At 41.5% G+C, this 21166-nt stretch carries 18 protein-coding genes; 12 read left to right on the top strand and 6 right to left on the bottom strand.

Annotated elements, in window-relative coordinates:
• Positions 1–24: 24 nt before the first annotated feature.
• Entirely contained in the window at positions 25–1062 is a 1038-nt protein-coding gene (gene lpxD, locus DJ568_RS07100; protein ID WP_114004563.1) for a UDP-3-O-(3-hydroxymyristoyl)glucosamine N-acyltransferase, read from the bottom strand.
• Between the two features lie 54 nt (positions 1063–1116).
• Positions 1117–2343 (bottom strand): HD domain-containing protein, encoded by a 1227-nt coding sequence (locus DJ568_RS07095; RefSeq protein WP_114004562.1) that lies wholly within the window; start codon positions 2341–2343, stop codon positions 1117–1119.
• 140 nt (positions 2344–2483) lie between these two features.
• Here DJ568_RS07095 and porX point away from each other — a divergent pair, with 140 nt between their 5' ends.
• The 6 genes from porX (at position 2484) to DJ568_RS07065 (ending at position 8988) form a co-directional block, all read left to right on the top strand.
• On the top strand, positions 2484–4040 hold the full coding sequence (gene porX / locus DJ568_RS07090; RefSeq protein WP_114004561.1) for a T9SS response regulator signal transducer PorX: 1557 nt from the start codon (positions 2484–2486) through the stop codon (positions 4038–4040).
• Between the two features lie 125 nt (positions 4041–4165).
• On the top strand, positions 4166–4582 hold the full coding sequence (gene tsaE, locus DJ568_RS07085; protein WP_114004560.1) for a tRNA (adenosine(37)-N6)-threonylcarbamoyltransferase complex ATPase subunit type 1 TsaE: 417 nt from the start codon (positions 4166–4168) through the stop codon (positions 4580–4582).
• A 54-nt stretch (positions 4583–4636) separates the two neighbouring features.
• The gene (locus tag DJ568_RS07080; RefSeq protein WP_114004559.1) at positions 4637–5863 is read left to right on the top strand and encodes an alanine dehydrogenase; all 1227 of its coding nucleotides are present in this window, start codon (positions 4637–4639) and stop codon (positions 5861–5863) included.
• Position 5864: 1 nt separating this feature from the next.
• Positions 5865–6545, top strand: a complete 681-nt coding sequence (locus tag DJ568_RS07075; RefSeq protein WP_114004558.1) for a M15 family metallopeptidase — start codon at positions 5865–5867, stop codon at positions 6543–6545.
• Between the two features lie 116 nt (positions 6546–6661).
• On the top strand, positions 6662–7690 hold the full coding sequence (locus DJ568_RS07070; RefSeq protein WP_114004557.1) for a YihY/virulence factor BrkB family protein: 1029 nt from the start codon (positions 6662–6664) through the stop codon (positions 7688–7690).
• A gap of 59 nt (positions 7691–7749) precedes the next feature.
• Positions 7750–8988, top strand: coding sequence for an aspartyl protease family protein (locus tag DJ568_RS07065; RefSeq protein WP_114004556.1), 1239 nt, complete (start codon positions 7750–7752; stop codon positions 8986–8988).
• A gap of 8 nt (positions 8989–8996) precedes the next feature.
• Here the strand turns inward: DJ568_RS07065 and DJ568_RS07060 are convergent, their stop codons facing one another.
• The gene (locus DJ568_RS07060) at positions 8997–9263 is read right to left on the bottom strand and encodes a hypothetical protein (protein WP_114004555.1); all 267 of its coding nucleotides are present in this window, start codon (positions 9261–9263) and stop codon (positions 8997–8999) included.
• Between the two features lie 210 nt (positions 9264–9473).
• Between DJ568_RS07060 and DJ568_RS07055 the strand changes: the two genes are divergently transcribed.
• Entirely contained in the window at positions 9474–12434 is a 2961-nt protein-coding gene (locus DJ568_RS07055; protein WP_114004554.1) for an outer membrane beta-barrel protein, read from the top strand.
• Here the strand turns inward: DJ568_RS07055 and DJ568_RS07050 are convergent, their stop codons facing one another.
• Positions 12435–12803: a response regulator gene (locus DJ568_RS07050; RefSeq protein ID WP_114004553.1), complete on the bottom strand. Its 369-nt coding sequence runs from the start codon at positions 12801–12803 to the stop codon at positions 12435–12437.
• 171 nt (positions 12804–12974) lie between these two features.
• Between DJ568_RS07050 and DJ568_RS07045 the strand changes: the two genes are divergently transcribed.
• The 5 genes from DJ568_RS07045 (at position 12975) to DJ568_RS07025 (ending at position 17315) form a co-directional block, all read left to right on the top strand.
• Positions 12975–13583, top strand: a complete 609-nt coding sequence (locus DJ568_RS07045) for a ribonuclease HII (RefSeq protein ID WP_114004552.1) — start codon at positions 12975–12977, stop codon at positions 13581–13583.
• Between the two features lie 70 nt (positions 13584–13653).
• The gene (locus tag DJ568_RS07040) at positions 13654–14868 is read left to right on the top strand and encodes a glycosyltransferase family 4 protein (RefSeq protein ID WP_114004551.1); all 1215 of its coding nucleotides are present in this window, start codon (positions 13654–13656) and stop codon (positions 14866–14868) included.
• A 30-nt stretch (positions 14869–14898) separates the two neighbouring features.
• A complete protein-coding gene (gene gcvT, locus DJ568_RS07035; RefSeq protein WP_114004550.1) occupies positions 14899–15987 on the top strand; it encodes a glycine cleavage system aminomethyltransferase GcvT in 1089 nt (362 codons plus the stop codon).
• Positions 15988–16028: 41 nt separating this feature from the next.
• Positions 16029–16748 carry a 2-phosphosulfolactate phosphatase gene (locus DJ568_RS07030; protein ID WP_114004549.1) on the top strand — a complete coding sequence of 240 codons (720 nt, stop codon included), beginning with the start codon at positions 16029–16031 and terminating at the stop codon, positions 16746–16748.
• A 162-nt stretch (positions 16749–16910) separates the two neighbouring features.
• The gene (locus DJ568_RS07025; RefSeq protein ID WP_158534890.1) at positions 16911–17315 is read left to right on the top strand and encodes a DUF4920 domain-containing protein; all 405 of its coding nucleotides are present in this window, start codon (positions 16911–16913) and stop codon (positions 17313–17315) included.
• A 23-nt stretch (positions 17316–17338) separates the two neighbouring features.
• Here DJ568_RS07025 and DJ568_RS07020 read toward each other — a convergent pair whose 3' ends face one another.
• Entirely contained in the window at positions 17339–18013 is a 675-nt protein-coding gene (locus tag DJ568_RS07020; protein WP_114004547.1) for a hypothetical protein, read from the bottom strand.
• A 13-nt stretch (positions 18014–18026) separates the two neighbouring features.
• The gene (gene carB, locus DJ568_RS07015) at positions 18027–20843 is read right to left on the bottom strand and encodes a carbamoyl-phosphate synthase large subunit (RefSeq protein WP_114004546.1); all 2817 of its coding nucleotides are present in this window, start codon (positions 20841–20843) and stop codon (positions 18027–18029) included.
• Positions 20844–21166 lie beyond the last annotated feature (323 nt).

Here is a 21166-nt window from a genome sequence, read left to right as displayed (position 1 = left end):
AGTTATTTAACAATAGCTGCGGTGTTACTTAGTATGCAGTTCAGTTATCAATTTTTCAAGTTCCGAAATCCGCTTTTCCAATTCGGACAGGCGGTGTATTTTTACATAGTTTTTAAGGTAGTCCCGGTAAGTTGTGTAAGGTGTACCGCCCCACTTTTTGCCTTCGTCGGTTATTGAACTGTTAACCCCGGTTTGTGCGGACAGCATGGTGCCGTTGGCAATAGTTAAATGTCCTGCTATACCTGCCTGACCGGCTATCACAACCTTTTCGCCTATTTTCGTACTGCCGGATATACCGGCCTGTCCCGCTATTACAGTATCAGCGCCAACTTCTACATTGTGGGCAAGCTGTACCAGGTTGTCAATTTTTACACCTCTATGTATAACAGTGGAGCCCATGGTTGCCCTGTCAATCGTTGTATTTGCGCCAATCTCTACGTCGTTTTCAACAATTACATTCCCTATCTGGCTAATCTTTTTGTACGATCCATCATCTGCGGGGGCAAAGCCAAATCCATCGCTGCCTATTACAGCGCCTGAATGTACAATTACATTATCGCCAATCACGCAGTCAAAGTAAATTTTTACGCCTGAAAACAGGGTTACATTATTGCCAATGGCTACATTATCGGCTATGTATGTGTTTGGATATATTTTTGAATTATCGCCAACTTTAGCATTAGGGCCTATATAAGCAAAAGCGCCTATGTAAACATTGTTACCAATAGTAGCTGTAGGGTGGATAAAATGCGGATCTTCAGTTCCTGTTTTGTTGAGTTTGATGGTGTTGTATTGTTCAAGCAGTACCGAAAATGCACTATATGCATTATCAACCCGTATTAATGTAGCCGTTACCGCTCCTGTCAATACATAATCTTTATTAATAATAACTACCGAGGCACCGGTAGTGTACAAATACTGCTCATACTTTGGGTTCGCCAAAAATGACAGCGAACCTGCAGTGGCATCTTCTATTTTAGCCAGTTTATCAACCGTCGCCATAGCATCGCCTTCAACAGTTCCGTTTAGCATTGAGCTTATTTGCTGCGCGGTAAATTGCATCTTACAAATTTAAATGTTAATATTTAAGCAACAAACAATACAAACGCCCATATTTTATATCAAGTGTTTTGCATAGCAAAGTATATATTTTTTTACAGTTTTTGATAACGCCGTCAAATTGTCATTGTCACTGGCTGTAGTTATATCAATACTTCTATTGTCCTTCATCAATATACGAATGTTGGTATCATCTGCACGATAGGCATTATTTAAAATGGTATCAGTAAATACAAAATATGCCGCTTCGGTCCGGGTTATGTTGTAATGCGCCGCTGCTTTATCCAACAGCACATTCACTACCTCCTTATCCGGTGCCGTATTGGTTATATCAACATGAAATAGCCTGCGGTATACCAGGTTACTGCAAAGAGTTGCCAGCACTACATCATCACAGTCCATCCATACCTTCACTGCCGACATAATATCCGTATCGTCCAGTTGTGCGAAAGTTTCCAGGTGAATGCCATCATGAATAAAATCTTCGCGGCTTATGGTGCGATATAAAAAATGGCATAAGGCCGGCGTGCAAAAAAGCTTTTTTCCGTTTAAGGCTAGCTCACGCGCGCGCACCAATATTTTAGCCAGCACCTGCTCGGCTGCTATTACGGTTTTATGTAAATAAACCTGCCAGTACATAAGCCTGCGTGCAATCAAAAATTTCTCTACCGAATAAATGCCTTTTTCTTCCACTACAATTTCATCGCCCTGCAGATTCAGCATTTTTATAATCCGGTCTGAGCCAACCAGCCCTTCGGTAACGCCCGTAAAAAAGCTGTCACGGTTCAGGTAGTCAAGCCTGTCCATATCCAATTGTCCGGATACCAGCTGATGCAGAAACCTGCGCGAGTAGGTGCCGTTAAATATATCTATGGCCATGGTTAACCTGCCGTGGAAGTGCTCATTGAGCCTGGTCATCAGCAAAGCCGAAATATCTTCGTGGCTGATGCCTGAAACTATGGTGTGTTCTAACGCGTGGGAAAATGGCCCGTGCCCTATATCGTGCAGCAGGATAGCAATGATAACGGCTTCCTCTTCTTCAGTGCTTATTAAGTGCCCTTTATTGCGCAGGGTTTCGATAGCCATATCCATCAGGTACATGGCGCCAATAGCATGATGAAAGCGGGTATGAAGTGAACCAGGGTAAACCATGTGCGTCAATCCCAACTGTTTAATATGCCTTAAACGCTGAAAATAAGGGTGTTCAATAAGGCTGAATACCAGCCCGTCAGGTATGCTGATAAAGCCGTAAACAGGGTCGTTTATAATTTTTTTATTATTCAATATAATAGTAAAACTGTGCAAATGTGTTAAATATGCTTAATTAAAGCACCTTATAATTGCTATTTTTTTTGATTGCCGCTTAAATATCGACAACAAAACTGTTGCTTTGTAGTTATAACCCACAGATACTTACAAGGATTATGCAGGATACTACAATATTATGGGCCGATGACGAAATTGACCTTTTAAAACCACACGTGCTTTTTTTAAATGAAAAGGGTTATAAGGTAACCACTGTAACCAGCGGCAATGATGCGATTGAAGAATTTAAAAAAAGCTATTTTGACCTAGTATTTTTAGACGAGAACATGCCTGGCCTTACCGGTTTAGAAACCCTGTCGCAAATAAAGAACCTTAATAGCGATGTGCCTATCGTTTTGATAACAAAAAGCGAAGAAGAGTACCTGATGGAAGATGCCATAGGGTCAAAGATTGACGATTACCTGATAAAGCCTGTGCATCCAAAGCAGATATTGCTTACGATAAAAAAACTTACCGAAAACAAGCGCCTGGTAACTGAAAAAACCACTATGGCGTACCAGCAGGACTTTAGAACGCTTGGTATGACCTTAAACGATAACCTGACTTACCAGGAATGGGTAGATGTTTACAAAAAACTTATTTACTGGGAGCTTGAGCTTGAACGTCTTGAAGATGCAGGCATGCATGAGATACTTACCATGCAGAAAGCGGAAGCAAATACCCAGTTTTGTAAGTTTATTGAAAAAAACTACCTCGACTGGATAAAAAATCCCGACAGCGCACCGGTAATATCGCCCGACCTGTTTAAGAAAAAGGTATTTCCTAAACTAGGCGGCGACGGTAAACCGGTATTTTTTATCCTGATAGACAATTTACGGTACGATCAGTTTAAGATAATAAATCCTATTATATCTGAGTACTTCAGGCTTGAGGAAGAGGATACCTATTTCAGTATTTTACCAACCGCTACCCAATACGCGCGTAACTCAATTTTTTCGGGCCTGATGCCGCTGGATATGGAAAAACGGTACGGTGATAAGTGGCAAAATGATGAGGATGAAGGTGGTAAAAACCTGTTTGAAGATTATTTTTTAGGCGATAATATAAAACGCAACCTGCGTAAAGAGTGCAAACATTCATACCATAAAATACTAAATATTGATGAAGGTCGCGCGTTAAATGAATCAGTGAACAACCTGATGAATAACGAGCTTAACGTGGTTGTATACAATTTTGTTGATATGCTGTCGCACGCGCGTACAGATATGCAAATGATTCGTGAATTGGCCAGCGACGACGCCGCATATCGGTCGTTAACCTTATCATGGTTTGAGCACTCGCCATTGTTTGATCTGTTAAAGTTCCTGGCGTCAAAACAGGTGCGGGTAATAATTACTACCGACCATGGCACTATCAAGGTAAAAAATCCCAGCAAAATTATCGGCGACCGCAATACCAATACAAACCTGCGGTACAAACAAGGCCGTAATTTAAATTTCAATGCAAAAGAAGTATTTCATATACGCAACCCGCATGATGCAATGCTGCCAAAGTTACATGTAAGTTCAAGCTTTGTATTTGCGAAAAACGATAGCTACTTTGTTTACCCTAACAACTATAATCATTTTGTGAATTTCTATAACGAGACTTTCCAGCATGGTGGTATATCGCTTGAGGAAATGATCATTCCCATAGTAACTTATGGGCCTAAGTAATTAAATTTGCAGTTATTATTAATGTCACTTGCGAGGAGCGAAGCAGTCTCTTAATGTCTTTTATAACGTTAAAAGTGCTTCATGCTTCAAAAAAATGCGGTGATAATAATTAACAATAAACTACAGTGCTTTTAACCGTAACTTCTACAAATCAACTTGGTGCAATAGCTGCGCAACTTTTATTACATGCCGGCAACAATAAGATATTCCTGTTTTACGGCGATATGGGTGCCGGTAAAACTACGCTGATAAAGGAATTATGCGCAGCATTGGGCGTTGCAGAAGCGGTTACCAGCCCAACCTTTGCCATCGTTAATGAGTATGCAGGCAAAGTTGACCGGATATATCATTTTGATTTTTACAGATTAAAGCAACAATCGGAAGCTTTGGATATGGGCTACGAAGATTACTTTTACTCGGGCAGTTACTGTTTTATTGAATGGCCGGAAAAGATTCCGGACCTTTTGCCTGAACACTATACCCGGGTTAATGTAAAGGTGTTGAGCAACAGCACAAGAGAAATAAACGTTGAGAATATTTAGAATTACATAAACAGTTTTTTTCTTATCTTCAACACACAGAAATTGACAGATACCATGAGTTCAGGGAAATACAGCGGGTTTTCTGACGTGGCCAAACAGGCCATGATGCAAACCCAGGAATCAATGCTGGAAGTAAAGACGAAAAAGAACAAACTCTACATTGGCATTCCAAAAGAAATTTCCTTCCAGGAAAACCGCATACCGCTTACTCCTCTGTCAGTAGCATTGCTAGTTAACAACGGCCATGAGGTGATGCTGGAAAGCAATGCCGGGAAGGCTGCTAATTTTTTAGATAAGGATTATAGCGAACAGGGCGGACGTATTGTTTACGATACCAAATCAGTTTATGAAGCTGATATCATCATCAAAATTGCGCCACCTACTTTGGCCGAGATTGAGATGATGAAGCCTGGCCAATTGCTGATATCTACTTTACAGATAGCCACCATGAAGGCCGAGAATCTTCAGGCGCTGCTTGCTAAAAAAATAACCGCACTGTGTTTTGAGCACCTGCTTGACGAGGGCGGCTCGCTTACGGTAGTAAGGGCTATGAGTGAGATTGTAGGTGCAACATCGATATTAATAGCGGCCGAATATTTAAGTAATGTGTTTGACGGGAAAGGTTTGATGCTCGGCGGTATAACCGGCGTGCCTCCTACCGAGATAGTTATTTTAGGTGCCGGCACTGTTGGCGAATATGCCGCGCGCACAGCGTTGGCTTTAGGCGCTGAAGTAAAGGTGTTTGATCCATCAATATACAAACTGCGCAGGCTGCAAAATAATATAGGTAACCGCGTATTTACATCGGTTGTACAACCCATTGTACTTGAAAAAGCAATTACTACCTGCGATGTAGCCATTGGCGCTATACGTGCTGAAGATGGTCGCAGCCCCTGTATCATTTCTGAAGAAACAGTTAGCCGCATGAAGCGCGACTCAGTAATTATTGACGTAAGCATTGACCAGGGAGGTTGTTTTGAAACATCGGAAGTGACCAATCATACCGAGCCTGTTTTCAGAAAATATGACGTAATTCACTATTGTGTTCCTAATATTGCATCGCGTGTGGCACGCACCGCTACTTATGCCTTAACCAATATTTTCGCCCCGATTTTAATAGAAATCGGCGAAAACGGGGGTATTAAAAACGTGGTATGGAAGAATGCCGGCGTACGTAACGCGGTTTATATTTACCAGGGCCATCTCACTAACAAGCACATAGCCGAGCGTTTTTCTATCCAGCACAAAGAACTTGATCTTTTAGTTGTATCAAACCTATGATATGAAACGGTGGCTGATATCAGGATACCTGTTTGTAGTAAGTTTTACAGTATCGGCACAAACCTATAAATACATTGACAGCAGCAAAGTAATCGGGTTAAAGGGTTATAAAGCTTACCTTAATAAAAATCATAAAGGAAGGCTGGTAGAAATAACACAAATAATTCCGGACATAAAGCTTGACATACGCTATGCTACAACCAACAATTTTACCGGGCAGCAGGTGTACAGGGAGGCCAGGGCATTTGCACGGCTGCCAGTTGTAAAGGCTCTTGCAAAAGTACAGGCTGAACTTAAAAACAGAGGCATGGCATTAAAAATATTTGATGCCTACCGCCCATATAGCGTTACCTTAAAATTTTACGAAATAGCAAAAGATACAACCTACGTGGCCGATCCCAGAAAGGGATCCCGGCATAACCGCGGTTGTGCCATTGATTTAACTTTGATTGACCTGAAAAACGGCCAGGAACTTGACATGCCTACAGGTTATGATAGCTTTGAAAAAGCTGCCTGGGCTTACTATACTAACTTAAGTGCCCAGCAAATAAAGAACCGCGATTTCCTACGTTCAATTATGGAAAAGTATCACTTTACCGTATACCCCACCGAATGGTGGCATTTTGATTTTAAAGGATGGGAAGACTATGAACTAATGGATATCCCGTTCGAAAGTCTGTAATTTCCTCACCCATCTTCTCTTCAGGTTAAATAGTAAAACGGTTTTTTAACGGCAAACATTACCCTAAAATTTACTGTTAGCTTATTGTTTGCCGATTTTTAAAGCGGGGATGCACTATGAAAATGTTTAGTAAAGAATATTTTAAGCAATTATGGAAAGTTTTGGTCGCTACATTTAGTGGCTTCTCAGATGATAACGGTTTGAAGCTAAGCGCTTCGCTGGCTTATTATACCATATTTTCTTTAGCACCACTATTAATATTGGTACTGTCATTAGCCGGCATTTTTTTACAGGACAGGCAAAACCAAATTGACTTTTATAGCCAGATACAGGAGTATATTGGCGCACAGGCTACGCAACAAATACAGCAAACTGTAAAAAGTCAGGATATAGCCGGTAAAAGCGGTTTCGGGTTAATCGTTGGTATAGTTACATTGTTACTGGGTGCAAGCAGTATATTTCTGGAAATACAAGATTCGCTTAACATTATCTGGCGTGTAAAAGCAAAGCCTAAAAAGGGGTGGGTAAAAATGCTGCAAAACCGCTTTTTATCTTTTTCTCTTATAGTAAGTTTAGGCTTTTTATTGCTTGCATCATTACTGGTCAATGTAGTTATAAGCGCAATTAGTACTAAGCTAAAAGAGTTTCTGCCAAGCTTTATTGGCGAAACAACGGTGTTTATCATCAATTTTTCTATCACCTTAATTGTTATATCAATATTATTCGCAATAATATTTAAGGTGCTGCCGGATGTCAAAATCAAATGGAAAACGGTGCGCTCAGGTGCGATTTTTACTGCTATACTATTTATTATAGGCCAATATATAATAAGCATGTATATCCAGTATACCGCGCAGGGTTCGGTATACGGCACGGCCGGGTCAATTATAGTTATATTGGTATGGATATATTATACGGCAGCCATACTGTATATCGGCGCTGAATTTACACAGGTGTATGCCGAAGCGTTAGGGACAAAAATTGAACCGGCACCTTATGCGGTAGCAGTGAGGCAAACCGAAATTGAGCAAAAGGTAAGCGAGATGCCCTTGCAAAATCCTGAGTTAAAAGGAGCACTTAAATGCGACGACGAAGATGCCTCGAAACCTGACTGCGATGACAACGGTAATCCGAAAACTTCATAACATTTAAAAGGCAACGGTTAGTATTTATTGGTAATTTTAAATACTAATTATAGCCTTTAATGGTTGAAGCTTTTAATAAATTTTTGCCACTGCGTGTAACCGTAGTTTGCTGCCTGCTTTTGCTTTGCAGTAGTGCCATGGCGCAACATTTTGAGCTCGACAGTGACAGAAAACGGGTAAAAATTCCGTTTCTGCATGTGCGTAATATGGTGCTCATTCAAATGAATATCAATAATAAAGGACCATTTAACTTTATTCTTGATACCGGTGTGGGCGTTATGATTATTACTGAACCGGCGCTGGTTGATTCCTTAAATATCAATAATAAACGCACCGTTAAAATACCCGGGCTTGGTGAGGGCGGCGATTCTGAAGCTTTTATAACTTCACCCCTTAATATCGATCTACCCGGATTAAAAAGTCACAACGTAGCAGCCGCTATATTAAAAAAAGATCATTTTAACCTGTCAAATTTTATAGGAATGCCTGTACATGGCTTACTGGGTTATGAGTTTTTTAACAAGCTGGCGGTAGAAATAAATTTTGTTGACAGCACTGTTACAGTTTGCAGGCCTGCGGATATGCGGCTGATGAAAAAAGGCACTAAAATACCCATAAGCGTAGAGGAGAAAAAGCCTTATATTGAGGCTAACGTGACGATGTACGATGGCAGTTCGATGAGAAGCAAACTAATCATTGATTTGGGTGCCGGGCATCCGCTTTCCCTTGAAAATATTATAAAAACCAAAGGGCTGCCTGACCGCTTTATATCGGGTAATCTGGGAATAGGGCTTAACGGGCCTATTAACGGGTTTATTAGTAGAATAAAAGAGATTGATATTGGAGGGTTTAAGCTAAAAGACCCACTGGTATCATTACCTGATGGCACCAATACCCCCCGCCAACTTGCCGTGAAACGCGATGGCAACCTTGGGACAGGAATACTAAAGCGGTTTAAGGTTGTTTTTAATTACAGTGAAAACGCTATTTATTTAAAAAAGACCCGGGGTTATCATGATAAGTTTGAACATGATATGAGTGGGCTGGAATATTACGGCTATGCCGATGACCACAGCCATGTTATAATAAGCCGTGTGGAACCGGGGTCGCCAGCTTATGATATAGGCCTTGAGAAAAATGACGAAATAGTATCCATTAACTTTAAGCCCGTTACTAAAATGACGCTTGAAGAAATAGACGAACTTTTTCGCTCACGCGAGAACACAAGTATCCTGCTGAGAGTATTCCATGATGGAAAGTATGATAATGTCATCCTTACCTTAAAACGCAGGATATAGATAGTGCTTTACTTAAGCTGACTTATATTGTCGAAAAAAGCCGACTGGAGGTCTAAAAGTGATCGCACCGGGATTTTTTCGCCGTACATATCAAAACAAAGAAACTTTGATTTTGAATGGTCGTTATTCTTCTCTTTCTCAAAAAAGTTGAAGGTTTCAAAAAAATAATGATTAACGGTAACGTTATCCTTTGTTTGTGAGGCATTAAGCCTGAATCCGATAGTGTTCATCCATTTGTGCACTCTGGCGTGCAGGGATGTATTTAATTTAGCCATAGGTTAATGATGATGTGCCTTTAAAACGGTAATCTTTAACCTTTTGTTATGTTTTTTTATTTATATTTTATTCACACATGTGTATTACATAAAAGCGGAAGCCTGTGTAACAATAGTATGATTTGTAACAGTTTAGGATTTAATAATTAAACATTTGTGCCCAACTAATGTCTTTAAGGATTGTTAGGCGTACTGTTTATAATTAATACTATGAAATTACTTTTACTGTTATTAGGCTGTCTGCTATTTTCTTTAACTCCAACACATGCCCAAAACGGGATAGAAGTGCGTGGTACTGTAATAGACTCGACAAAATTATCTGTACCGGGCGCTAGTGTTAAATTAACGTCTGAACAGGGCGATAGCACGCTCACAGCAGCCGATATGAATGGCAGTTTCGCTTTTAGCGCAGTAAAAGGGCGAAAAATAAGGATCACTGTAACCTCCATCGGATTTCAGGCTATAGCTAAACGGTATTCGCTCGAGGCCGATACCGGTGTTGTGGTTCTTGATCCGATAATTATGCAGTTTGAAAGTAACCAGCTTGGGCAGGTTACTATCACCGCAGCTGCAAACCCGGTTGTTTTAAAGGAGGATACCGTTGAGTACAAAGTAAGTTCATATAAAGTGCGGGATAATGCGCCGGTGGAAGATGTTCTGCGTAAGTTACCGGGTGTTGACGTAGACAAGGACGGCAATGTGACGGCCCAGGGTCAGCAGGTAACCCGCGTGCGCCTTAACGGAAAAGATTTTTATGGTGGCGACCTGCAGGCGGCAACAAAAAATTTACCGGCGGATATTATTGAAAGCATACAAATTGTTGATGACTACGGCGACCAGGCCAACCTAACAGGTATCCGTACAGGTGAGGCAACCAAAATTATAAATATCAATGTGCGCGAGGATAAAAATTATGGTTATTCGTTACAAGCCACAGCGGGCGATGGCAGCGATGCCTTGCCTAATGATCCCGGAGTTAGCAATAAAAACCGTTACATAGGAACACTTAATTTTTTTAAGTTTAAAGACGACCAGCAAATTGCTGTTTTAGGTAACCTGAATAATACCAATGTAAATACCTTTAGCTACGGTGCTGCAACCGGCGGCGGTTTTGGCGGCAATTTTGGCAGCGGTGGTTTTGGCGGAGGGGGTGGCCGTGGCAGGCGGGCAATGGGCGGTAATAGCGGCCAAACAACTAACGCTAACGGCATTACCAATGCCCGTTCGCTTGGCATTAACTTCCGGGACGAGATCGGCAAAAAATTATCGATTTACGGCAGTTATAGTTTCTCTGATAATACTACATATACCAATAGCAATGATTTTCAGCTAAGCAGGTTTGTTAACCCGCTTACCAGTCGTTCAACAAGTTCTGATACAAGCAGCGTACTTAATCACAGGCTAAACTTTAATATTGAATATAGTCCTGATAGTATGAATTATATCAAGATTGTGCCCACATTTTCTTACGCTGATAATACCTCAGGTAGTTTCAGCGAAGTTTCGTCGGCCAGAAGTGATGTAACTAATCTTGCTTATACAGTTAATTCATTCACTCAAACCACCTCGCCTAATTTTAGTATCAGCGGCTTGTTTAATCATAAGTTTAATACAAAGGGCCGTAACTTCAATATCAATTTAAATTACAGCACCGCCAAAAACGACCGTTACGACAACCCGATATATGACTATACGATTGGCGTACCAACTACACCTTTAAATCAACGTGTCAATACCAATAGCCGGACCTCTACTTTTGGTGCGCGTTTTTCCTACATTGAGCCGTTAAGCAAAGTGTCGTTCCTGGAATTCAATTATGCCTTTAACCGATCGTTAACCAACACGGATAAACGTACAGATACGTTAGCTTATACCGGTGCGGTGCCGCCGCTAAATTATTCTGACGCCGACTTTAACCGTTACGATTTGCTGAGTAACAGGTACAACTACACGTTTACAACCAACCGTGTTGGCTTAAACTACCGGTTTGTAGAAGAAAAATATAACTACATTTTGGGATTAGGCGTACAGCCCGGATCGTTAAGGGGTAACTCAGTTAACGCGCCGCAAACAGTACGTAATACATTTAATATTGTACCGGTAGCCCGGTTCTCATATAAATTTTCGCGTAACAAGTCATTGAATATAAATTATCGCGGGGAAAACAACCAGCCGTCATTTAACCAATTGCAGCCTGTGCTCGATCTGTCAAACGCGCTGTACCCGGTATTGGGTAACCCTAATTTAAAACCCGAGTTTACAAATGACTTCAACATCAGGTTTAACAATTTTAGTTTTGAGTCGGGCAACACATTCTTTACAAGGCTGTCATTTACGCAAACCAATGATAAGGTTGTATCCCAAACAACCACTTATCCAACAACATTTGCTGCCTCAGCCTTAGCGGCTGACCCTTCGCTAAAGAACCTGCAAAACACCAACTTAACAACTTACACTAATACAGGTGGCTATTATAACGCACAGGCTTTTGCAGCTTTTTCAAAACCCTGGGCCGAACGGAAGTATACCTTATCAATAGGCGGTAGGGTACAGTACAGCAATAACATTGGGTTCTCAAATTCAGTTGATAGCCTTAACCGGGCGGCTGCCTTTGAAAAGAATATCTCAAAAAACCTGGTTTTTTCTCCTAACTTACGTTTCAGAGTAAATATTGATGATGTTATGGATACTGAATTTAATACCAGTTATTCTATTAACAAAACCGTAAGCAGCATCAATAATAACAACCCACTATTTGGTCAAAACACAAATGCACGTACGCTTAACCTGGGTATTAACGGCAAAAACTATTTCTGGAAAGACTGGACGCTTAGCTATGACTTTACCCGCCAGGTTAACTATGGCTACAATGTGCCGGTAACCAATCCTAATATCTTAAATGTTTATGTAGAACGGCGGTTTCTGAAAAATAATATGGCCACCATCAGGCTTCAGGGATTTGACCTTTTCAATCAGAACCGTGGTTTTTCATCGTCAGATGATGGAATAACAACCACGCAGAGAAATACAAACAGGCTGAGCCGCTATTTTTTGCTGACATTTACTCTTCGCCTTCAAAAGTTTGCTGGCAAAGCTCCTGCAGGGCAAGATGGTCCGGGTAGCGATGAGCGGCGGGGCGGTGGCAACGGGAGGCCACAGGGCTTAATGTAGTTAACGTATTAATTTGTTAATTACATCTTCAAGCTCTTCCAGATCAAACGGCTTTGCAAGGTAGGTTTCAGCCCCAGCATCCTTTGCGAGTGATTGAATATCGCTATTGGCCGAAAAATAAATTACGGGTATATGTTTTAAGTTATTATCAGCCTTTAAACGCTGGGTGGCTTCTATACCACCGGTGTCAGGTATCCAATTATCCATTAAAATTACATCGGGCATAATACCTGATACTTTGTCGATAATTTCATTGCAATTACCAAAGGTATGCACCTCCCATCCCTGCTCCTCTAAAATATAGGTGCATATAGACAGTATATCATCATCATCATCAAAAAGAATTATCTTTTTCGCATGGGTACCCATCAACTATAAGTAGAGTTATTTATGTAAGTTGCAGCAAACGTAATAACCAATAATAAAAAAAGCAATATAAATGTTCGTATATTCCACATTAAAATGTTGAAATCTTATTGCTGCAAGTGGTAGCTATTACTTTTAAAAGTAAGATATTTGGTAAAGGATTATGCACGGAGTATGTTATTAGCCAGGTACCAGCACGAATATATTGAAGCAGGATGTGACGAGGCAGGCAGGGGCTGCCTGGCAGGGCCGGTATTTGCGGCGGCAGTAATACTGCCGCATGATTTTAATCATCACCTCTTGAATGACTCAAAACAATTAACTGAGGATGTAAGGTATCAGTTACGCGAAGAAGTTGAAAAAAAAGCAATTTCATATGCAGTAGCATCATGCTGTAACCAGGAAATTGACAATATAAATATTTTAAACGCTTCATTTTTAGCCATGCACCGGGCTATAGCGATGCTATCAATAAAGCCCCAGTTCCTGATTATAGATGGTAACCGGTTTAACAAGTATCAAAGTATTCCGCACCATTGCATTGTGGAGGGGGATGCTAAATATTACAGCATAGCGGCAGCGTCTATACTTGCTAAAACCTACCGTGATGATTATATGAAGAAAATAGCCGCCGAACATCCTGAATATGATTGGCATAGTAATAAAGGCTATCCGACCATTAAGCACCGCAACATGGTTTTACAAATGGGCCATACGCCCTATCACCGTCGCAGTTTCCGGGTTACAGAACCTCAACTGGAAATGAAGTTTTCTGTTAGTTAGTGTTCCTGTAAGTCAAATTCTTGATAGTTAGGCTTAATTAAGGTATTTTTGGAACAAACCACTTTATTCCTTGAAAATACTGATATTATCGCACCGGACTTTGTTTCCGCAAAACGGCGGATATCCTATTGTAGTGTATAACACTATAAAGGGGCTGGTAAAGCTCGGCCATCAGGTTACGTTAATATCCATAGAAGATAAAAAGCTCACCGACCGTCCTGTGGATAGGGATGCTATTCTTGATAAAATAACTTATCGTTCGCATTACGTTGATACCTCGGTAAGTTTTTTTGATGCTTTTTTAAATCTTTTCAGAAAAACGGCTCATATAATAGAACGGTATTTTGATGAAGAGCTTGAAAAAGTTTTAGCTGACGAGTTGCGTACAAATATCTATGACATCATTCAGTTTGAAGGTTTGTTTGTAGCGCCATATCTGTCTGTTGTAAGAAGGAGTACTAAAGCTAAAGTCATATTCAGAGCGCACAATATTGAGCACCAGGTATGGGCAAGGCTTTCAAAGCAGCGCGCCGACCCCTTTAAAAAGATATATTTAGGTATGCTGGCCCGTCGTATTAAAACTTATGAACTGGAGCAGCTTAATAATTTCGACGGCATTATTGTTTTCACTCCGCAGGATGAGTTCTTTATCCGTTCAAATGATATTAACATACCGGTTAAGGTGTTGCCCATAAGTGTCGATCTGCATAATTACGCGCCCGACCATACAAAAACCGAATTTCCCAGCCTGTTCTTTTTAGGTTCACTTTCCTGGATGCCTAATCGCGAAGGGATAGAATGGTTTATAGATAATTTTCATGCAGATTTAACCGGCAATGACCTGCGGGTGCGCTTCTACCTTGCAGGGAGCGATATACCGGAAGAGTTTGACGATTACGAAGTGCCCGGAAAAATTTATATACAGGGTGAAGTAGATGACGCGCTTGATTTTGTAAATAACAAATCCATTATGATAGTGCCGCTGCTTTCCGGTGGTGGTATGCGTGTTAAAATAGTGGAGGGTATGGCCATGCAGAAATGCATCATATCAACAACTTTGGGTGCCGAAGGGATAGATTATGAGGATGGTCATGATATTTTGATTGCAGACAATCGCGAAGACTTTTATGATGCTATAAGGCGTTGTATCACTGATGAATCGTTCTGTCGCAAAATAGGCGCTAATGCACGTGCACTGGTAGAGCGGCATCACAATGTAGAAGGTGTAACAGATAAGTTGATACGGTATTACCGGGAAATGCTTGATGCCTCATATCTCTCCTGAATTATTACTTTTGCCCTAAATTACTGACTGATGAAGAATACGGCGTTAACAGATATTCATATAAAGGCAGGAGCCAAAATGGTGCCCTTTGCAGGCTATAATATGCCTGTGCAATACACTGGTATAAATGCCGAGCACGAGGCGGTACGTAAGGGCGTGGGCGTGTTTGACGTAAGTCATATGGGCGAGTTTATTTTAAAAGGCGATAACGCGCTCGACCTGATACAACGGGTGTGCAGTAATGACGCTGCTAAATTGTATGATGGCAAAGTGCAATATTCGTGCTTGCCAAATGAAAATGGTGGCATTGTGGACGATTTGCTGGTTTACCGGATAGACGACAAGACCTACATGTTGGTGGTTAATGCCTCAAATATTGAAAAGGACTGGGAATGGATATTGAAGTTTAACACCAACGGTGTGGAAATGAAAAATATATCAGACCGTACTTCCTTGTTAGCCGTACAGGGCCCCAAAGCCGCCGAGGTGCTTCAAACCCTAACTGATATTGAATTGGCGTCCATGGAATATTATACTTTTAAAAAAGGGAAATTTGCCGGGGTAGATAATGTGCTGGTATCAGCAACAGGTTACACGGGGGCGGGTGGATTTGAGATATATTTTGACAATGTCCACGCTGAAGAGATATGGAATGCAATTTTTGAAGCCGGCGAACCGTTCAACATAAAGCCTATTGGATTAGGGGCACGTGATACTTTACGATTAGAGATGGGCTTTTGTCTTTATGGCAATGATATTGACGACACTACCTCGCCATTAGAAGCCGGATTGGGTTGGGTAACTAAGTTTAATAAAGAGTTTACTAATTCAGCCGCCCTGCAACAGCAAAAGCAAGCTGGTGTAACAAAAAAGCTCATAGGGTTTGAAATGATTGAGCGCGGTATACCTCGCCATGATTATGAAATAACTGATGCCGAAGGCTCTACGATAGGAAGAGTTACATCAGGCACACAATCGCCATCTTTACAAAAAGCCATAGGCATGGGTTATATTAACACAGAATTTGCCGCTGAAGATACCGAGATATTTATCAAAATACGCGACAATAAGGTAAAGGCGAAGATTGTTAAGCCACCTTTTTACAAACCCGAACTTTAGATTTTTTAAGGAGTTACACTCTTTGTATTCCGTTTTGATATATGAACAAACGATTAGAAGTTTGCCTTACCCCGGCATTATTGCCGCTTTACAAAGTTGAAGACTATATAGTAGTGATCATTGATGTTTTTAGAGCGACAACGTCTATATGTTATGGCATTGAAAATGGCGCGGAGGCGATAATCCCGGTTTCACAGGTTGAGGAGTGTGCCGCATATCGCGAAAAAGGCCTAAACTATTTGCTGGCCGCTGAACGGGATGGTGCTGTAGTATCCGGATTTGATTTTGGAAATTCCCCGTTTTCGTACACTCCAGATAAAGTAAGCGGTAAAACCGTAGTATTAACTACAACCAATGGCACCCACGCCCTGCATTTGTCAATAGGGGCTAAAAAAATTGTGCTGGGAGCTTTTATCAACCTTACAGCCTTGTGTAATTGGTTAAAAACACAGCATGAAAATATTTTGCTTGTTTGCGCCGGATGGAAAAATAATTTCAACCTGGAAGATACGCTTTTTGCCGGCGCGGTAGTTGAGCAGCTAAAGGGTTTGCAATTTAAAACAGATGATCCGGCTATCGCGGCTAATGACCTTTATCTGCTTGCCAAAGACGACCTGTCCGGATATCTTAAAAAAACATCGCATAGCGACAGACTTAAACAACTAGGTATTGAAGCTGATATTGCTTTTTGCCTTAATGTAGATATGACTACTGCCATACCGGTACTGCAGCAAAATAAACTTGTAAAACTTACTGCCTGAGAAGCGTACTGTGTTTAACATTATATTACTGTTGCCCATATACTAATTTCAACGTAGTAAGCAAGCATTAAAACCAACACAAATGGCTGTTGTTATACAGGCATGGTTACGCGTTGGCTCATTTTGCTTATAGTATTTTTGCTTCCATTGGTTCATCCTGCAATGGCACAACAAAAGGTGCCCTTACCGCATGGCATGGTATTCGGTCAAAGGCCCGACACTTCCGGTAATATGGATGCATCAGCGTTGAGGGATTATATGGGAGTTAAAAAGCGTATTACCAGTAAATTAAAGGGTAAAGTGGTGAAGGTAATTAAGGAAAAGGGCGGCTGGTTTGAAATGGACGCCGGTAATGGCGAAACTATCAGGGCTAATTTCAAAGACTATAATGTAACGCTTCCATCAGATATTGAAGGACGTACAGTAATTATACAGGGAGTAGCAAAACGATGGTTTACCGCCGCCGAAAACCAGCATTTTGCCGGGGACACGGCCACTTACAAAAATAACGGGCGCTTAAAGCACAAAATAAGTTTTGAGGTAAAAGGATTAATGGTGTATCAGTAGTCGGTGGATTAAAGCGATTAGATTCAAGAACGAAATAAGCTGGCGTTGGGCGTTAGTGATGACGAATCAATGGCAAAGTCGCGCTTAAAAAGCTCCTGTATTTTTTTATTAATCTCATTGCGGTTTACAGTATTCCGGTATTTCCTGCTTTGTAGGTAATGTTCCCTGGCCATTTTTCCAGCCATTTCACCGACGGTTTTAACTGATATTTCTTTGCCAAATTTATCGGCAATTAATAAAGAAACCGTGAATGCGGAAAAAATTAGTAATGCAACTAACAAATTAAAGCAACAAGCTAAGCAGCCTGCGACAAATAATAGTAGTAGACACAATACTACACTCCCTTTCATTTGCAGGACAGCTATATCTATGCCGGTTTGCTGCTTTACCTTTTCAATGAGCCACAATTCATTGTAGAAAACATCTTTTATAGCAGTTTTAGGAGTGATGTCCTTCTTGTCAACATCGGTGTAGGCCACAAGGATGCTGCGCAGATTATAAAATGCTTGTTGCGTAGTACAGCTATCCTGATGAATAAGATCTATTTTGGAATGGACAACATTATACAGATCTCCAAGAGTATACAGATTGTCCATATCCGCCTGAATAAATTTGATACCGAATGACTGTTCAATCTTAATGAATGTGTCATACATTTCATCCGGATCTATATTGTTCAAATAGATCGTTCTGCTCATCACAAATCGATTATTATTTGCTCAAATACATCGACTTTTCTTTGTACAAGTGCCTGAAATATGGATCCTGCAGGTTCGGTATAAAGCGTATGGCCTCACCTGTTGATTTCATCTCAGGCCCCAGTTGCTTGTCTACTTCCGGGAACTTATCGTATGAAAATACAGGCTCTTTTATAGCATAGCCTTTTGGTTTGCGCACTATGGTGAAGTCTTTCAGTTTGTGTGTTTCGAGCATCACTTTCGCCGCGATATTGATGTAAGGAACGTCGTAAGCCTTAGCAATAAACGGTACAGTACGTGATGCACGGGGATTGGCCTCTATTACGTATACCTTTTCATCTTTTATAGCAAACTGGATGTTAAGCAGGCCGCGTACATTTAATGCTTTGGCTATTTTAACGGTATAGTCTTCCATTTGCTGTATAACATTGTCTGAAAGGTCAAACGGCGGCAATACGGCGTACGAATCGCCTGAGTGTATGCCTGCAGGCTCTATGTGTTCCATCAAGCCTATAATATGCACGTCATCACCGTCAGATATCGAGTCTGATTCGGCTTCTGAAGCACGATCAAGGAAATGGTCTATCAGCACACGGTTGCCCGGCAAATTTTTAAGCAGGCTTACTACTGCTTTTTCAAGATCCTCATCGTTTATCACAATGCTCATACCCTGACCACCCAGTACGTAACTTGGGCGAACCAACACCGGGTAACCTACCTGGTGGGCTACTTCAAGCGCCTCTTCAGCACTTTCTGCCACGCCATATTTAGGGTATGGGATGTCAAGTTCTTTTAGCAGGTCTGAGAAACGGCCGCGGTCTTCGGCTATATCCATGTTGGGGAACGAGGTGCCTATGATTCGTATACCGTGCTCATGCAGTTTTTCTGCCATTTTAAGCGCGGTTTGGCCACCTAGTTGTACCACAACGCCGTACGGCTTCTCAAGGTCGATGATTTCGCGCACATGCTCCCAAAATACCGGCTCAAAGTACAGCTTATCAGCCATGTTAAAGTCGGTTGATACGGTTTCAGGATTACAGTTGATCATTATAGCCTCAAAGCCCGCTTCCTTTGCAGCCAGCAGGCCGTGTACGCAGCTGTAGTCAAATTCAATACCCTGGCCTATACGGTTAGGGCCTGATCCAAGTACTATTATTTTCTTTTTGTCAGATACTACCGACTCATTTTCGCCCTCGTAGGTTGAGTAATAATAAGGCGTTTTTGCCGGGAACTCGGCGGCGCATGTATCTACCATTTTATATACACGGCGCAAACCAAGTGCTTTACGTCTCTGGTAAACATCCTCTTCGGTAACATTGCCTAAAATGTAAGCAATTTGCGCATCTGAAAAGCCTTTTTGTTTCAGCGTATAAAATATATCTTCCGGGATATTGTTAAGCGAGTAGCGACGAAGCTCATTTTCCAGGTTCACCACGTCCTGTATCTGGTTTAAAAACCAGCGGTCTATTTTAGTTGCTTTTCTTACTGATTCTATCGGCACCCCTAAGCTAAGGGCATCATATATATGAAACAGCCTGTCCCAGCTTGGGTGCTCAAGGCTGTGCATAATCTCGTCAAGGTTGCGGCTTTGGCGGCCATCTGCGCCTAATCCGGCGCGGCCTATTTCAAGGCTTTGGCAGGCTTTCTGCAAAGCCTCAATAAACGTACGCCCAATACCCATTACTTCCCCTACTGATTTCATTTGAAGTCCCAACTCGCGGTTGGCGCCTTTGAATTTATCAAAATTCCAACGCGGAATTTTTACGATAACGTAATCCAGCGTAGGTTCAAAATAAGCGGAGGTAGTTTTAGTTATCTGGTTTTCTATCTCATCAAGGTTATAACCTATGGCCAGCTTGGCTGCAATTTTTGCGATTGGGTAGCCGGTTGCCTTTGAGGCCAGTGCTGATGAACGTGATACCCGCGGGTTAATCTCGATCGCGATAATTTCTTCATTAGCGGGATTGACAGAGAACTGTACATTACACCCCCCTGCAAAGTTGCCAATGGCGCGCATCATTTTTATAGCCTGGTTGCGCATTTCCTGGTAGCAGCGGTCGCTCAATGTCATGGCAGGTGCTACGGTAATCGAGTCGCCTGTATGTATACCCATCGGGTCAAAGTTCTCAATCGAGCAAATGATGATCACATTGTCGCGACTGTCACGCAATAACTCCAGCTCATATTCTTTCCAGCCCAACACTGCCTGCTCTACCAAAACTTCGTGCGTTGGTGATGCTTGCAAACCGCGGCTTAATGCAACATCAAAATCTTCTTTTTTGTGTACAAAACCTGCCCCTTTGCCCCCCAGTGTGTAACTTGGGCGTATCACCAGCGGAAAACCAATGTCCTGTGCTGCTTCTTTGCCTTCTAAAAATGAATTGGCAATTTTTGAAGTGGCTACGCCAACACCAATATCAACCATCAGTTGCCTGAATGCTTCACGGTTTTCGGTTTTCTCAATAGCAGCGATATCAACACCAATAATTTTAACGCCGTATTTTTTCCATATGCCTTGCTCATCTGCGTTAATACAAAGGTTTAACGCGGTTTGGCCGCCCATAGTAGGCAGTACGGCATCAATTTGCTGCTCCTGCAAAATTTTTTCAATACTTTCGGTGGTAAGAGGTAGCAAGTATACATTATCAGCAATAACCTTATCCGTCATGATGGTGGCGGGATTACTGTTAATAATAGTTACTGATATACCTTCGTCTTTAAGCGAAAGCGCGGCTTGTGAGCCTGAATAGTCAAACTCGCAGGCCTGTCCGATAATAATAGGGCCTGAACCAATGATCAATACCGATTTGATGGAGGTGTTTTTGGGCATAGGGCTTTTTTAATTCAAAAAAGTTAAAGTCAAACAAAAGTTAACTAGGGTTAACCGTTTCCTATGCGCTGAAAGCGAAGATAAACCCGACTTCAGCGTCGGGGTGCAAAGATAGAAATTATGAGGGCATTTCGCATTAAATTTTCAATTTTTAATAACGATTGAATTAGACAGGGTCACTGTAATACACATAATTGCAATAGCCCGATATCAACGAGTAGGCTGTTGTTTTTTGAAAGGGGACATTGTAGTTGCCAGCGAATAATGTTCTTGCCAACAGGAATAACTAAAAGCTAACAGGGGATAGGCAGTCAAATAGCTGA

The sequence above is a fragment of the Mucilaginibacter hurinus genome, from assembly GCF_003324525.1.
Lineage (GTDB): Bacteria > Bacteroidota > Bacteroidia > Sphingobacteriales > Sphingobacteriaceae > Mucilaginibacter > Mucilaginibacter hurinus.
The sequence above is the reverse complement of the archived record's forward strand: the minus strand, read 5'-3'. Positions and strand labels throughout refer to the sequence as shown.

Excerpts from the sequence above, each read along its gene's own strand:
- lpxD (WP_114004563.1), bottom strand. The coding sequence starts at position 1,062 with ATGCAATTTACCGCGCAGCAAATAAGCTCAATGCTAAACGGAACTGTT.
- DJ568_RS07065 (WP_114004556.1), top strand. The coding sequence starts at position 7,750 with ATGGTTGAAGCTTTTAATAAATTTTTGCCACTGCGTGTAACCGTAGTT.
- gcvT (WP_114004550.1), top strand. The coding sequence starts at position 14,899 with ATGAAGAATACGGCGTTAACAGATATTCATATAAAGGCAGGAGCCAAA.
- DJ568_RS07055 (WP_114004554.1), top strand. The coding sequence starts at position 9,474 with ATGAAATTACTTTTACTGTTATTAGGCTGTCTGCTATTTTCTTTAACT.
- carB (WP_114004546.1), bottom strand. The coding sequence starts at position 20,843 with ATGCCCAAAAACACCTCCATCAAATCGGTATTGATCATTGGTTCAGGC.
- DJ568_RS07030 (WP_114004549.1), top strand. The coding sequence starts at position 16,029 with ATGAACAAACGATTAGAAGTTTGCCTTACCCCGGCATTATTGCCGCTT.
- DJ568_RS07070 (WP_114004557.1), top strand. The coding sequence starts at position 6,662 with ATGAAAATGTTTAGTAAAGAATATTTTAAGCAATTATGGAAAGTTTTG.
- DJ568_RS07020 (WP_114004547.1), bottom strand. The coding sequence starts at position 18,013 with ATGAGCAGAACGATCTATTTGAACAATATAGATCCGGATGAAATGTAT.
- DJ568_RS07080 (WP_114004559.1), top strand. The coding sequence starts at position 4,637 with ATGAGTTCAGGGAAATACAGCGGGTTTTCTGACGTGGCCAAACAGGCC.
- DJ568_RS07025 (WP_158534890.1), top strand. The coding sequence starts at position 16,911 with ATGGCACAACAAAAGGTGCCCTTACCGCATGGCATGGTATTCGGTCAA.
- porX (WP_114004561.1), top strand. The coding sequence starts at position 2,484 with ATGCAGGATACTACAATATTATGGGCCGATGACGAAATTGACCTTTTA.
- DJ568_RS07045 (WP_114004552.1), top strand. The coding sequence starts at position 12,975 with ATGTTATTAGCCAGGTACCAGCACGAATATATTGAAGCAGGATGTGAC.
- DJ568_RS07060 (WP_114004555.1), bottom strand. The coding sequence starts at position 9,263 with ATGGCTAAATTAAATACATCCCTGCACGCCAGAGTGCACAAATGGATG.
- DJ568_RS07050 (WP_114004553.1), bottom strand. The coding sequence starts at position 12,803 with ATGGGTACCCATGCGAAAAAGATAATTCTTTTTGATGATGATGATGAT.
- DJ568_RS07075 (WP_114004558.1), top strand. The coding sequence starts at position 5,865 with ATGAAACGGTGGCTGATATCAGGATACCTGTTTGTAGTAAGTTTTACA.